This window comes from Alkalicoccus daliensis (assembly GCF_900103955.1).
In the GTDB taxonomy this organism is placed as follows: Bacteria; Bacillota; Bacilli; order Bacillales; family Salisediminibacteriaceae; genus Alkalicoccus; species Alkalicoccus daliensis.
Genome location: NZ_FNIL01000001.1, coordinates 888956 through 902929, shown reverse-complemented (window position 1 = coordinate 902929; position 13974 = coordinate 888956). Strand labels below are relative to the sequence as shown.

The following is a 13974-nucleotide window of genomic DNA, read 5'->3' as shown; positions in this document are numbered from 1 at the left end:
TTTCGGGGCTATGAACGAATTCACAGCAGGAGTGAAGCCAGCCATGGTCTTACATCCAAGTAAGACGATCTTTGGCTTACATGGATGGACTGTGCGGAACCCTGCTTTTTAAAAGGGAGGGATAACTGAAGGATTTCTCCGCGGCAAGCGCAGAAAAAGGAGCCCCAGGCGTACTTTTCTTATATCAACATCAGACTCCCTCAGTAAGATAGGTATATCTCTTTAACAGAGACACTCATGCAAAATATTTGCACCATGAAGTATGAACATTCATACTGCTGTGTAACGAAGGAGAAGACGCCCAAAGGATGAGCGCCGTTGGAGAATCCAAAGTGACCTTCCGGAAGGTCACGAAGCACGTGCGGAATCGATCCTGGTTTTTAAAGACAGCATGGCGGTCTTTGCCCTGCTGTCTGTGGATCGATGGAAGCCGTGCCCTGTGAGAGAAATTGGTCGAGAACAAGCCCTTGGGCAAGCCTCTCCGAAAGTGAAGCAGTATAAATACTTCTTTTTAGCAAAACTTTTATTTTCAAGGTAGCCAAAAATTTAAAAATCATTATTAATGAATATACTTATAAAGCCGTATGATAAGAATATCTTAATTATATTCCAGGAAATACATACGAAAGTGAGCAGGATTTATTGTATAATAATCGTGGAAGGAGTGACAGCATGTGAGTGAAATATCCAAAGAAGAAAAGAAGCGTTTGAAAAAAGAGGCGCATCTTAGAAAAGTTCAAGAACGAAAGAAAGAAGCCGGACTCGTCCGGAAAATTGTGTTTAGTATAATTGTCTTATTTATATTAATTTTAGGAGCGGTAGGATTCGGTTCCTACCAATATGTGATGGGGGCACTTGGTCCTTTGGATGAAGAAAGCAGTGAAGCAATAGAAGTCGAAATCCCTATCGGCTCTACGACTGATTCAATCGCAGAAATACTGGAAGAAGAAGAAGTCATTGCAAGTGCAACGATGTTCCGGTATTATGTGCGTTTGCAAAGTGAAGATGGATTCCAGGCAGGTCAATATGAACTTAGTCAGGATATGACACTGGATGAAATTATCGTTGAATTGCAGGAAGGGACAGTCTATGAAGATTATGCAGCTTCCTTTACGATTCCTGAAGGGCTTTGGGCGGAGGAAATCTTTCCAAGAATTGAAGAAGCAACAGAAGTTCCTGCAGATGATTTTGAAGCATTACTTGAAGACGATGAGTATTTACAGGAATTGATTGAGGAATATGACATCTTATCAGATAATATTCTGGAAGAGGATATCAGAGTTCCTCTAGAAGGATATCTCTTCCCTGCCCGCTATGATTTAATGGAAGAGGAGTTAGAAGCTGCTTCTATAATTGAAACAATGCTCAGCAGAATGCAGACGGAAATTGAACAAGCTACAGGGGATCCAGCTTCAGATAATATGCACGAGCTTTTAACGAGAGCTTCAATTATAGAAGGGGAAGCGCGCAACGATGAAGAACGGCATACGATTTCAGGAGTAATCGAAAATCGGATCAGTATCCCTATGGCGCTGCAGATGGATCCAACTGTAGCCTATGCCCACGGGGAACGATTAGCACGTACTATGTTTGGTGACACGGAGATTGAATCTCCTTACAACACCTATCATGTACAGGGGCTGCCGATTGGACCGATTAATAATCCGGGAGCTGCTTCTATTCAGGCAGCGGCAGAACCGGAACAGCATGACTATCTTTATTTTTATCATTCGCCGGACGGAGAGGTGCATTTTAATGAAACATATGAAGAGCACCAGGCTACGGTAAGCGAATATCAATAAACTAATAGTACAGTGTCAATATTCTTTGACACTGTACTATTTTATGTGTTACGCTTTCCCGGTTATATTTGCAATACTGCGGTAAAGGAGAGGCAGTTTATGGAAATAAGTAAAGCAACAAGAAATTATATTTATGAGATGCTGCCGAAAAGTTCAGGTCTCGAAGCAGAGATGGAGGAATATGCAAAAGAGAACCATATTCCGATTATGGATGCTGAGGGTCTTCACACAATGCTGACTATTATGGGCATTGCACAGCCGAAAAATATCCTGGAAGTAGGAACTGCGATAGGATATTCTGCAATACGCATGCTGCATGCAGCTCCAGAAGCAGTAATAACTTCCATTGAGCGGGATGAAGAACGGAGTCAGCTGGCCGAAGAAAACATTAAAAAGGCTGGACTGGAAGATCGTTTTCATCTGATTAAAGGCGATGCTCTTGAGTCAGCTTCACAAGTTGCTGAAAAAGCTCCTTATGATATTTTATTTATTGATGCGGCAAAAGGACAGTATGAAAGTTTTTTTAATTTATTTGAACCGCTCGTAAATGAGAACGGAATTATTTTTTCAGACAATGTTTTATTCCAGGGATATGTAGCTGGTGAAAAGGAAATGGAATCGCGAAGATTTCGGGCGATGGTAAAAAGGCTGGATCAGTTCAACAAAAACATAATGAATAATCCGCGATTTGCTTCCACCCTTCTGCCGGTGGGAGATGGATTATTAGTAACCAGAAAATGTAAATCAATCTAAACGAAAGTAACAGGATAATCAAATACTATATTGACAATCAGGTAGATTCTCTTGTACGATGACTTGAAAGGAATTTAGAGTTTATGCAGAAAAAACCGATTATTATAGGGGTTGCCGGCGGTTCTGGTTCCGGCAAAACTACAGTGGCCAACGAAATTTACAGACAGTTTCCAGAGCAGTCCATACTTATGATTGAGCAGGATGCTTATTATAAGGATCAAAAGGATCTTCCAATGGAAGAGAGATTACAGACAAACTATGACCATCCGCTTGCTTTCGATAATGATCTGCTGATTGAGCAGCTCAACAATTTGATGGAAGGCAGAGAGGTGGAGAAGCCGGTATATGATTATGCAAATCATACACGTGCTTCAGAAGTTATACCAATTGAACCGAAAGACGTAATTATTCTTGAGGGAATTATGATTTTAGAAGATGATAAATTAAGAGAATTAATGGATATTAAACTTTTTGTGGATACAGATTCCGATATGAGAATCATCCGGCGTTTAATGCGTGATATTAATGAGCGGGGACGCACGATAGATTCTGTAATAGATCAGTATACAAGTGTTGTCCGCCCGATGCACCTCCAATTCATTGAACCCACAAAAAGATATGCTGATATTATAGTTCCAGAAGGCGGAAAAAACCACGTTGCAATTGATTTAATGGTTACAAAAATTAAAACTATATTAGAAAATAAGTCTATGTTATAAAAAATTTGGCATTTTTGCCTAATTTTGATTATAATACTAGATATATAGCAGGATCACAATCAGATAGCAGCTCAAAACAGCGCCCTTATGTACTGTATTAGTGCATCGGGCGCTTACAATTTATATACTATACGTTGTTTGATTTTTGTAAACGCTACCTGCACATTTTATATAGGAAGAAGGAGAGGAACATGATGACAGAAGAAAAGCATTATATGACAGAAGAAGGTAAACAAAAGCTCGAAAAAGAGATTGAAATGCTGAAAACAGAACGCCGCAAAGAAGTGGTGGAACGAATAAAAGTAGCAAGAAGTTTCGGCGACCTTTCTGAGAACTCTGAATATGATTCTGCAAAAGAAGAACAGGCATTTGTAGAAGGGCGCATTCAGCAGCTTGAAACAATGATCCGTAATTCTGAAATCATTGAAGAAGACAATAACTCCTCCAGTGTACAAGTTGGAAAAACGGTAAAATTTAAAGAACTGCCTGATGGAGATGAAGAAGAATATACGATAGTGGGACGTGCGGAAGCAGATCCTATCGAAGGAAAAATCTCAAATGATTCTCCTTTGGCGAAGAGCCTGTTTGGTAAAGAAACAGGAGATCAGGTAACTGTGTCTACACCGGGTGGAGATATGAAAGTGGAAATAATTGAAATATACTAAGCATACATTCAAATAGAATGAAAGAAGAACTGTCCATAATTATATCGGACAGTTCTTCTTTATAGCCGCTTAAATTAGAGAATGAATATTTCACGCGTATGAATAATCCAGTAAAATCTGGATGCTTGCCTGCTCGTTTTCAGCTACTTGCAATGACTCCCAGCTTCAACAAAATAAAAAGAGAATGTCCAGAAAAATCGTTTGGACATGCTCATACAGACTGCGCTTGAATCCCGGGCGCCATGGGAATAAGTTTTTTTCTCAGCTGCAGTCAAAGAAGGTCGACTGCCAGGAAGATTAAGAACGATTCTTATATCTTCCCATGTGTTTTACTGGAAAGATATAGTAAGCATGCGCGAAACCAGCCAATGATCTTGAAATCCCTGAAAAGAGCTCTTTGCTTTCCAGTGATTTGGATGCGTGAAGCCATGCTCCTCTTTTAAGGAGGCAGGTTCGCTGAAAGAGTTCCTTTCGAAACGAATACTGCGAAGGTAAAGCATAAAAAGTTTATACTTATATAAAAGAAGCAATTTATTAACAGCCTGAAATATATAGAAGATAACCTCTATATATTCGTAAGATTTTCAAAGAAAACAGTGCAAAAGAAGGAGAATTACAAAAAATAGTCGAAATATACTTAACTATATCGTAATTTCTTTAAAAATAGCCTATAATAAATGAGAACCTTGGTAACAATAAAAGGAGGAGTTTTTCAACGTGAGTAATCGAATTCCACAGCGCCAGAATTATCGTAAAAAAAGAAAGATCAATACAGTTCTAAATATTTCAATCGGATTAGTGGCATTATTAATTTTAGTTGTAAGTATAAACTTATTTTTAAACAGCGGTTCGAACAATTTGGCCGATGAAAATAATTCGGGTGAACTGGCTTCTGCTGAAAATAATAACACAGAAAATACAAATAATATTTCTATCAACACGAACGACAATGAGAATGAAAACAATGCAGGCGAAGAGAATTTAAACGTTTCAATTAATAATGAAGAAAACAATAATGAAGATAACATGAATAATGAGAACGAAAACACTAACGAAGAAAATAATGGTAATAATGAAAACAATGAAAATGAAGAAAACAACGGTAATAATGAAAATGAAGAAAATAATAATAGAGAAAATGAAGAAAACAATGGTAGTAATGAGAATGAATCTCCTGATGGAGAATGGGAGCCGATCGGTACCGAGCAAACCGGCGGGTTAAGCGGCTCGTATGAACGCAATTCTCAAAACTGGCAGGAGATGGTCGAAGCAATTACGTATGCTGTCGGATTACCTAATGATGAAGATGAAATAGCCTTATGGAGAATTGAAAATGGCGGAAGTCCTGAAAGCGCAGTTGGTACTTTAAGCCCCCACGGTGGAGATTACGATTCTCCTTATCAGGTTAGAATTGAATGGGTGGAAGGTGAAGGCTGGCAGCCGGTAGATGTAACAAGACTTAATTCCAATCCCTATAGATAAGCGGAAAAACAACAGATATAGCCTGCAGGTACAGGTCGGTATCTGTTGTTTTTTAATTAGCTGATTATAATTAGGCATTCACTTTCAAAGGTCACTGGAAAATCTTCTTATAGAAAAATAATTATGAAACAGTGTTTTCTGCTCTGAAAATTGCTTTGCCGACATGTATTAGAAAAAAATATGGTAATTGTATTATCAGGAATTCTCCGGCTGCTTAAAATGAACCATCCCGGTCGCGTGCGTACGCCCATTTACGGGATTCGTAACTACCTGGTAGTGAACATGCTGCACTTCTAATAATAAATCTGCGTTCATTTCAATTTTTTTCTGAATCTGCGCTTCCAGCTGCTGAAGATCCTTTGCTTCAAAAAATTCTACTTTGTCCTTTATTGCATCTGATTTTAATATCATTCATTTATTCCTCCTCGTGATATATTGTACCTGTTTGCTGAGTCATGAGTAAACAAGGAGTGTTATTTTGACTTGTCTGCGGAAGCGAGTTGCGTTAAGATTGAAAAAGTTAAAACGTAGAAGGAGTGTTTATATGCGTATAGGCATCATTGGAGCAATGGAAGAAGAAGTAGATCTGCTGAAAAAAGAAATGAAAGACCCTGCAGAAACCTTTGTAGCAGGGTGTGAATTCTGTGAAGGGAGATTGCAGGGTGTTGATGTAATCGTAGTTAAATCCGGAATAGGAAAAGTAAATGCTGCAGTAAGTACTACACTCCTGAATCAGCTGTTTTATCCCGATTATGTCATTAATACCGGATCTGCCGGTGGTTTTCACAATGAGCTGGAAGTAGGTAATATTGTGGTCTCAAACCAGGTAAGATATAACGATGTAGATGCTACTGTATTCGGTTATGAATTTGGACAGGTGCCCCGCATGCCAGCTTTCTATGAGCCGGATTCCCTGCTGATGCAGAGCGCGCTGGACTGCGCAGAGGAAATAGGAATACCTTCTGTGGAAGGATTGATCGTTTCAGGGGATTCTTTTATAGGCAGCGAAGTACAGGTGGATGTTATACGCAATCGATTTAAAGAACCATATGCCTCAGAAATGGAAGCAGGCGCTATTGCACAGGTCTGTTATCAATTTCAGGCTCCGTTTGTTATTATCCGTGCCTTATCTGATATAGCTGGTCAGGACTCGAAAGTTTCCTATGATCAGTTTTTAGAAACAGCTTCAGTAAATTCTGCGAATATGGTTTTATTGATGCTGGAAGATTTAAGAAGAAAAGGCTAGTATTCAGTAGAAGATATTTAAATAAAGAGTAATTTTTCTTTATATGGATTTACTTATTATTGTGTCGACTTCGAAGTTGCTTTTTCCATAGCGACCGGCGGAAGCAAAGCGCCTTAACGCATTCTTGAAAAAAAGCTTCTTCTTATATTTTTTAGATAGGAAACACGAAATATCATTTGGATAATATTGGCTACTCAACAGACGTGATTGAAACCAGAAATATTCCGCCTTTACTACTTTATAAATATGCTGAAAAGCCTGTACTGCATTCAGTTCGCAGACAGGCTTTTTTTAATTTCATCAAGTGCATGGGTCAATAACCGGGCAGTTAAGCCCCAAATAATATAATTGTTATACTCGTAAAATTGTTCTTTGATAATTCCGCCGCTCCAGAGATAATCTTCCCCATTAGGAATTAGATGATATGGAAAATCGTCTTCAGGCTGAATAGAAAGATGTATTTTATGGGTCTGCGGTTTTAAGGATAAGAGTTCTTTTAAAGATATTGTAAAAACTTCTTTCACTTCCCGCTCATTAATTTGCAAAGACGTTCCTTTTTCAATTTCGCCGATAAATGGAAAAATCATTGCTTTAGAAGGAGTAACCATATAATCTAGTGCCCCAATTAAATTTACTTTTGTTTTGGAGACACCCAGTTCTTCACTAAGCTCTCTTACCGCTGCTTCTGAAGGAGAAGAATCTTCTTGATCCACTTTTCCTCCAGGGAAACAGATTTCACCAGGCTGTGAAACATAAGATGATCTAACTTCAAAAGCAAGATGCAGCTCCTCATTAATAGCAATTACAGGAATAAATATTGCATATTTTTGATATAATTTTTCATCCAGTACCTTGGGTTCCCGCTGTTTAAAATAATGATGCAGATTATCTGACCAGATTTCCAAGAAACATACCTCCAATCGTCCGTTCTGCAATTGATTGTAGCATGATTTTCACCAAGTTGCTTGAAGCACCAATATTATCTATTTTTCGGAAAGTGTTGGCGAATGTGTTGACTTTCGATATAATAGAGCAAAGTCATGGATGGAGGAGATAGTATGGATTTGAAAGTAAAGAAACCTATTTTTGCAAATACTGCAAGTATATTTGTGAATCGCATGAGTGAATACGAAGGAACAGTATTAATTAAAAAAGATCATTGGGTAGTGGATGCAAAAAGTCTGCTTGGTGTTTTAGCGCTCTCCTTACAGCCTGGAGATGTTATTGACCTGGACTTTTCGAATGGATCAGATGAAGACGCAGTGAGTTCCTTTGTAGATCAGGGCTTATTTGAAAAGAAATAACGTTAGGCGGTGTGGAGGATACTTCCACACCGCTTTTATTATATTTGTTTGAACCAGAAAATAAGTTCCTTTAATCGTTCTTTTCTTAGATGCGGCGGACCGCTGCGGGATAGTTCATGATTCGCTTCAGGAAAACGTACAAATCTTGTGCTGCGGTCCAGCTGTTTTAATGCTACAAACAGCTGCTCCGCCTGTTCAATGGGGCAGCGTAAATCATTTTCTCCATGCATAATCAACAGCGGTGTATGAATATTTTTTACATATTTTAAAGGTGAATGGTGCCAGAGTTTGTCCGGGTCGTCCAACAAGTCTGAACCGACTTCCCATTCGGTGAAATAGTATCCTATATCACTTACTCCATAAAAACTCGTCCAATTGGAAATACACCGCAGTGTAGCAGCAGCTTTAAAGCGATTTGTATGTGCTGTGATCCAGTTAGTCATAAACCCTCCATAGCTGCCTCCTGTGACCCCGAGTCTTTCTTTGTCGATGAATTTATAAGTATCGAGTACAGCATCTGTAAAGGTCATTATGTCCTGGTAGTCTTTACCGCCATAATCACCGCGTACTGCATTAACAAACTCCTGTCCGTACCCATGGCTTCCTCTTGGATTACAGTAGAATACTGTATACCCCTCAGAAACAAACAACTGAAGCTCGTGAAAAAAAGTATTTCCATACATGGCATGTGGTCCGCCGTGAATTTCCAGTATCCCTGGAGAACTTTCCTGATCGAGCGGCTTAATTATCCAGCCCTGAAGCTTCCATCCATCTTCAGCTTCACACCATACCTCTTCCGGTTCAAAGAGGTGAACTTCTTTCTTCCACTCTTCATGAAAATGAGTAAAAAGGCGATAATCCTCTTTTTTTAAAGAGCCGAGATATAATTCGCCTGGATTAACAGGCGTACTAATACCAAGTACAGCAATGTCTAATGAAGTATCCACCGCAAAAGAATAAACATGCTGCTCTCCATAAGTTTTCTGCGTGATCGTTCCATCCATTGTTATTTCGTATAGATGAGTATTCCCATGATAACTGCCAAGTACGTATAATGCAGAATCTGTATGATTCCAATATGGTCCCGGATGGGTCATTCCACCCCTGATATCCCCGATCATCGTGTCAGAGAATCCTATATCTTTATGATTTGTAAGACATAAAGCAGTTTCAGCATCAATATCATATACCCACACTTTCATCTGTGTGGCTCCTTTGAATTCTTGTTCATGTCCGTATACCGCAATTTTTCTGCCGTCATTCGAATATCTTGCTGATGAAAAAGCACCTGTTAAAATTTTGCGGTGCTCCTTGGTATTACGGTTATATAGAAAAAGGTCGGAGCCGATTCTTTTATCATCTTCCTTATTAGCAGTATAAATAATAAAGTTGTTATCAGGAGATACATCGGTTAATTCCAGATCGTAATTTTCTCTGGTAAATATAGTAACTTCTTCTAAATCTACTGATAAAGAAGCAATCTGTTTCTTTTTCGAAGTCAGGAATCCTTCTGCATCAGATTTATACTTAAGTCTTTCTACAATCAGAGGCTGGGATTTTTCTTCAGAGGCTTCTGTGTCTGAAGCTTCGCCTTCTGGGGCGTGGGAAGTATTGAAAAAAACTTCTGATGAATCAGGAGCCCAGACAGGCTGTACAGCGCCTCCTTTAAGTTCTGTCATTTTTCTTGCTTCCCCACCTTTTGTGGAAATGAGGTCAAGCTGGGCCAGGCTGCCTTTATCTTGTGAGGATGTGAAGGCAATCCAATTGCCATCCGGTGAAATACGAGGAGTGTGAACCGTACCTTCCCCGAAAGTCCACTGCACTGGCAGAGGCTCATCGAATTTTTGTACGAATAATTGAGAATAATAGGTATCGTTAATAATTTGCTTTCTAACATAAACAGTAAATGTGCCATCAGGAGAAATCTGCTGATCTTGAAGTACATGAATATTGTCTAAATCATTTACTTGAAGAGAACGCTTATTCATAAACTCACTCCTTTTCGAATAATATACTTATCGTAGCAAATAATTTCGCAATACGAAAATAAATACCTATAAATCCCTGGTATTAAACAAGAGGTCCGGAGGAAAGTGCGGACACCTGAAAGGCAATCTATAAGCGTGCTTTACTAATTAATTTTTACTGGAAGTTAAAATCCATCGGTAATTCCCGTATAATCTGCAAAGCCTGATAGAGTATAAATCATATATTCCCACCCTAAATCCCTTACTCCACATATATAAGAATTTATTAACTATAAAAAATCTGCCTACTTTTCTTTACAAATATAAGGGAACCTTTTATAATTATCACAGGAAATGTTTCCTTAAGGAAACTTTTATAGCCAAAGCAAAAACAGGAGGAAGTTATGAAAAAATTATTGCCAATATCTATAGCTGGTATTTTATTTTTAAGTGCATGTGGAAATGATTCAAACGATGCTTCTTCAGCCGCAGAAGCAGATGAGCTGATGGTTACCACCAGCTTCTCGGTTATTGCAGACATGGCAGAAGCTGTAGTCGGGGAAGAGGGAAGCGTGGATTATATTGTGCCAATAGGAGAAGAACCGCATGAATATGAACCTGTGCCCAGTAATTTTCAAAAAGTAAATGATTCACATGTTTTTTATGTGAATGGATTAGGTCTGGAAGAATGGCTGGAGCGAGTAGTAAATAACGCTGCTGAAACAGAAGTAGTGGAGCTGGCAGCGGGGGTAGATGAAATTACTCTTGTTGGAGAAGATGCTCCCGATCCCCATGCGTGGCTAAGTCCCAAAAATATAGATGTATATATAGACAATATTGTGGAAGATTTAAGCGGACGAGTACCTGAAAAAGCAGAAATTTTTGAAGAGAATGGAGAAATATATAAGCAGGAAGCAGAAGAACTGACAGAAGAAATAGAAGAGATGATGCAGGAAATTCCGGAAGAGCACAGGCTTATCGTAGTCTCTGAAAATGCGTTTAAATATTTTGGAGAAGATTTTAATATGGATACAGACGGCATTTGGGAAATGAATTCTCATGAAGAGGGAACTACCGGTCAGATGAACAGAATTATTGACGTATTAATCGAACGTGAAATACCTGCAGTATTTGTGGAATCAACGGTGGATAATAGATCTATGGAGACTGTGGCGGATAATGCAGATATCAGTATAGCTGGAGAAGTTTTTACAGATGCGGTCGGAGCGGAAGGTTCAGGTGCTGAAACATATTTCGATATGCTGCGGCATAATGCTGAAACCTTTGCTGATGGTTTAACTAACGAATAAGCAAAGATATTGTCAATCTGCTTATATCTTGCTAAAATGCAAAGAGTAAATATCATTACAGCGGGGTGAAAAAATGCAAATTACAAATGAAGCGAAAGAATATATTAAAGAACTTATGAGTGAACATGAGGCGACAAATATCAAAATTTTCGCAGCTGGAATGGGCTGAGGCGGTCCTCAGTTAGGGCTGGCGCTGGATGCGCCCGCAGAAGAAGATATTTTAGAAGAAATTAACGGAATTCAAGTAGCATTTGAAAAAATGATACATGAACAGGCTTCTACTTTACAGCTTGGTTATCAGGAAACTGAAGATGGCGGTGGACTGGTAATGAACGGCGGCGGAAGCGACTGCTGTTAATAGAATGTTCCATAACCTGTGCTGTTTTACCAGCGCAGGTTATTTTACTAATTCCCTGATAATGTGTCTGATAAAAATTATTTACTTAATAAAAGTCTCAGAAAAGAGGTTCTCGAATGAAATCTCCCAGAAGAAAGCTTGGACTATCAGATTTAGAATTATCACCTGTGGGACTTGGCTGCTGGCAGTTCAGCAAAGGCAGTAACACAATAGGAAAATATTGGGATACTGTAGAAGATAATGAAATGCAGGAAATCGTGAAGAAAAGCCTGGAGGGCGGTATTAACTGGTTTGATACTGCAGAGATATATGGTAAGGGAGCTTCTGAAAGAGGTTTAGCTTTTGCCCTGGACAATCTAGAAGTTACTTTCGATGAGGCAAAAATAGCGACTAAATGGTGGCCTGCACTTCGAAAAGCCAGTAATATACTTCATTCTATTGAAGCCAGAAAAGACGCTTTAAACCAACGACCAATTGAACTGTATCAAATTCATCAGCCCTTTTCATTTTCCTCTATTGATAAGCAGATGGAAGCAATGAGTAAATTAATGCGTGACGGTCATATAAAGAACATTGGTATAAGCAACTTTTCCGAAAAAGCGATGAGAAAAGCGCATGCTTCTTTACAAAATTATGGAAGTCCCTTGATTTCCAATCAAATGAAATACAGCCTGCTTGACAGAAGAATTGAATCTAATGGCTTTTTAAAGACGGCAAAAGAACTTGATATCGCAGTAATTGCTTATTCTCCACTGGAACAGGGACTTCTGACGGGTAAATTTCACGATAATCCTGAAATAATTAAAGGTTCTTCAGGACCACGGAAATGGATGAATAAGTTTAAAGAAAACGGTCTGCAAAAAACTGCCCCTTTAATTAAAGTATTACAAAAATACGCGGAAAAATATGGAGTAAGTGTAAGCCAGGTAGTGCTGAATTGGATGATATATTATCATGGAGAAAATATGTTCGTCATTCCGGGTGCTTCCAAAGTGAAACAGGCGGAGGATAATGCAGGAGCAATGAGTTTTAAACTATCAGAAGAAGAACTGGAAGATATTTCAGAAGCTTCGTGGAGAGTACAGCTTTATTAGAGGCCGAGGAACTTCAGCGAAAGTAAAATATGCACTTAATCCAAGGAGGAATCAGGGTGGAATTAGAATTTTTAAAATGTCATGGTTCTGGAAATGATTTTATTATTATAGATGAATGGAGTAAAGACTATGCTTTCTCTGAGACGGAGCGGGTGGAACTTGCGAAACAGTTAAGCAGGCGCAATGCAGTAATAGGATCTGACGGGATATTATTCGTGCTGCCGAGCAGTAAGGCTCATGCGGCTATGAGAATGTTCAACAGTGACGGAAGTGAAGCAGAAATGTGCGGAAATGGACTTCGCTGTGTGGCAAGATATGTACTGGAGATTGCCGGAAAAGACAAATTAACGATTGAAACAATGAAGGCAAACCTGGAAGTCGCCAGAGTTCCGGATGTTTATGAGGGAGTTCAAAGTTTTGAAGTGGCAATTGAACCAGTTTCCTTTGAGACGGACACGCTGCCCCTTAAGAATGAAAGCCGGGACTTAATTAGTCAGCCAATTCCGCAGCTGCATCAGTCACTTCGGTTTACTGCGTTAAGTGTTCCAAATCCGCATTTAGTTGCTTTAGTAGAAGATATTAATGACGAAATGCTAGAAGAAATTGGAAATAAAGCGAATGCAAATAAAGATATTCTTCCTAATGGAACTAATGTGAGTTTTGTTAAGGATTTAGGCGAAGGCTCCATCTTTGTAAGAACTTTTGAACGCGGAGTAGGACTCACCAATGCCTGTGGAACGGCGATGTCTGCTTCTACCGTCGTAAGCTGCGTTCTTGGTAATCAGAATCTGGATGAAGTGATAACAGTATTAAATCCCGGAGGAATGGTGCAGACAAAGGTTTTCAAGAAAGATGAGAGTACGTATGCAGTAAAACTGCGTGGAAACGCGACTTATGAATTTTCCGGAATAGTGGACCTTCACCTGAACAAGGAAGAAAATACGCAGTTATTAGAAATTATTGAATTTGAAGAAGAGCAAGCACTTTATCAGCAGATGGCAGACTTTGCAAATAAAAAAACAATAAAACTTTGATCAGTATAGTTCGTTTTTTCAAAAGGACAGTCTGATAAGTGCTGTGAATCTGTTCGCAGTATTAATTTGCAAAATAAATATAAAACAATGTAAAAAGTGATTTTTCTGGATAAGTTTACGATTTTATGCTTTTTTCTTTGAAGGGAACTCTCTTCGCGAACCTGCCTTTCTAAAAAGAGCATGGCTTTGCGCATGCTTACTAAATCTTCCCAGTAAAAACGCCCGGGAATATATAAGAAT

General features: G+C 38.9%; 13 protein-coding genes. 10 read left to right on the top strand and 3 right to left on the bottom strand.

What is annotated here, in order from left to right; translation table 11 throughout:
• Positions 1-674 precede the first annotated feature (674 nt).
• From mltG to BLP92_RS04435, 5 genes are all read left to right on the top strand, one after another.
• Entirely contained in the window at positions 675-1802 is a 1128-nt protein-coding gene (gene mltG, locus BLP92_RS04455; RefSeq protein WP_244516641.1) for an endolytic transglycosylase MltG, read from the top strand.
• A 99-nt stretch (positions 1803-1901) separates the two neighbouring features.
• Positions 1902-2555 carry an O-methyltransferase gene (locus BLP92_RS04450; RefSeq protein ID WP_090840943.1) on the top strand — a complete coding sequence of 218 codons (654 nt, stop codon included), beginning with the start codon at positions 1902-1904 and terminating at the stop codon, positions 2553-2555.
• Between the two features lie 83 nt (positions 2556-2638).
• Complete coding sequence (udk, locus tag BLP92_RS04445; RefSeq protein ID WP_090840941.1) at positions 2639-3274, top strand: uridine kinase; 636 nt, start codon at positions 2639-2641, stop codon at positions 3272-3274.
• Positions 3275-3465: 191 nt separating this feature from the next.
• Positions 3466-3939: a transcription elongation factor GreA gene (gene greA, locus BLP92_RS04440; RefSeq protein ID WP_139148911.1), complete on the top strand. Its 474-nt coding sequence runs from the start codon at positions 3466-3468 to the stop codon at positions 3937-3939.
• Between the two features lie 717 nt (positions 3940-4656).
• Complete coding sequence (locus tag BLP92_RS04435) at positions 4657-5421, top strand: YrrS family protein (RefSeq protein WP_090840937.1); 765 nt, start codon at positions 4657-4659, stop codon at positions 5419-5421.
• A gap of 195 nt (positions 5422-5616) precedes the next feature.
• Here the strand turns inward: BLP92_RS04435 and BLP92_RS04430 are convergent, their stop codons facing one another.
• The gene (locus BLP92_RS04430; protein WP_090840935.1) at positions 5617-5832 is read right to left on the bottom strand and encodes a DUF2536 family protein; all 216 of its coding nucleotides are present in this window, start codon (positions 5830-5832) and stop codon (positions 5617-5619) included.
• 133 nt (positions 5833-5965) lie between these two features.
• Between BLP92_RS04430 and mtnN the strand changes: the two genes are divergently transcribed.
• Positions 5966-6667: a 5'-methylthioadenosine/S-adenosylhomocysteine nucleosidase gene (gene mtnN / locus BLP92_RS04425; protein ID WP_090840934.1), complete on the top strand. Its 702-nt coding sequence runs from the start codon at positions 5966-5968 to the stop codon at positions 6665-6667.
• A gap of 269 nt (positions 6668-6936) precedes the next feature.
• Here the strand turns inward: mtnN and BLP92_RS04420 are convergent, their stop codons facing one another.
• Complete coding sequence (locus BLP92_RS04420; protein ID WP_090840932.1) at positions 6937-7572, bottom strand: NUDIX hydrolase; 636 nt, start codon at positions 7570-7572, stop codon at positions 6937-6939.
• A gap of 153 nt (positions 7573-7725) precedes the next feature.
• Here BLP92_RS04420 and BLP92_RS04415 point away from each other — a divergent pair, with 153 nt between their 5' ends.
• Positions 7726-7971, top strand: coding sequence for an HPr family phosphocarrier protein (locus BLP92_RS04415; RefSeq protein WP_090840930.1), 246 nt, complete (start codon positions 7726-7728; stop codon positions 7969-7971).
• 38 nt (positions 7972-8009) lie between these two features.
• On the opposite strand, the gene BLP92_RS04410 is transcribed toward BLP92_RS04415, so the two are convergent.
• The gene (locus BLP92_RS04410; protein ID WP_090840928.1) at positions 8010-9959 is read right to left on the bottom strand and encodes a S9 family peptidase; all 1950 of its coding nucleotides are present in this window, start codon (positions 9957-9959) and stop codon (positions 8010-8012) included.
• 383 nt (positions 9960-10342) lie between these two features.
• On the opposite strand from BLP92_RS04410, the gene BLP92_RS04405 reads away from it, so the two are divergent.
• From BLP92_RS04405 to dapF, 3 genes are all read left to right on the top strand, one after another.
• On the top strand, positions 10343-11248 hold the full coding sequence (locus tag BLP92_RS04405) for a metal ABC transporter solute-binding protein, Zn/Mn family (protein WP_090840926.1): 906 nt from the start codon (positions 10343-10345) through the stop codon (positions 11246-11248).
• 474 nt (positions 11249-11722) lie between these two features.
• Positions 11723-12700, top strand: a complete 978-nt coding sequence (locus tag BLP92_RS04400; RefSeq protein WP_090840924.1) for an aldo/keto reductase — start codon at positions 11723-11725, stop codon at positions 12698-12700.
• Between the two features lie 56 nt (positions 12701-12756).
• Positions 12757-13734: a diaminopimelate epimerase gene (gene dapF / locus BLP92_RS04395; protein ID WP_090840922.1), complete on the top strand. Its 978-nt coding sequence runs from the start codon at positions 12757-12759 to the stop codon at positions 13732-13734.
• The last annotated feature ends 240 nt before the right edge of the window (positions 13735-13974 follow it).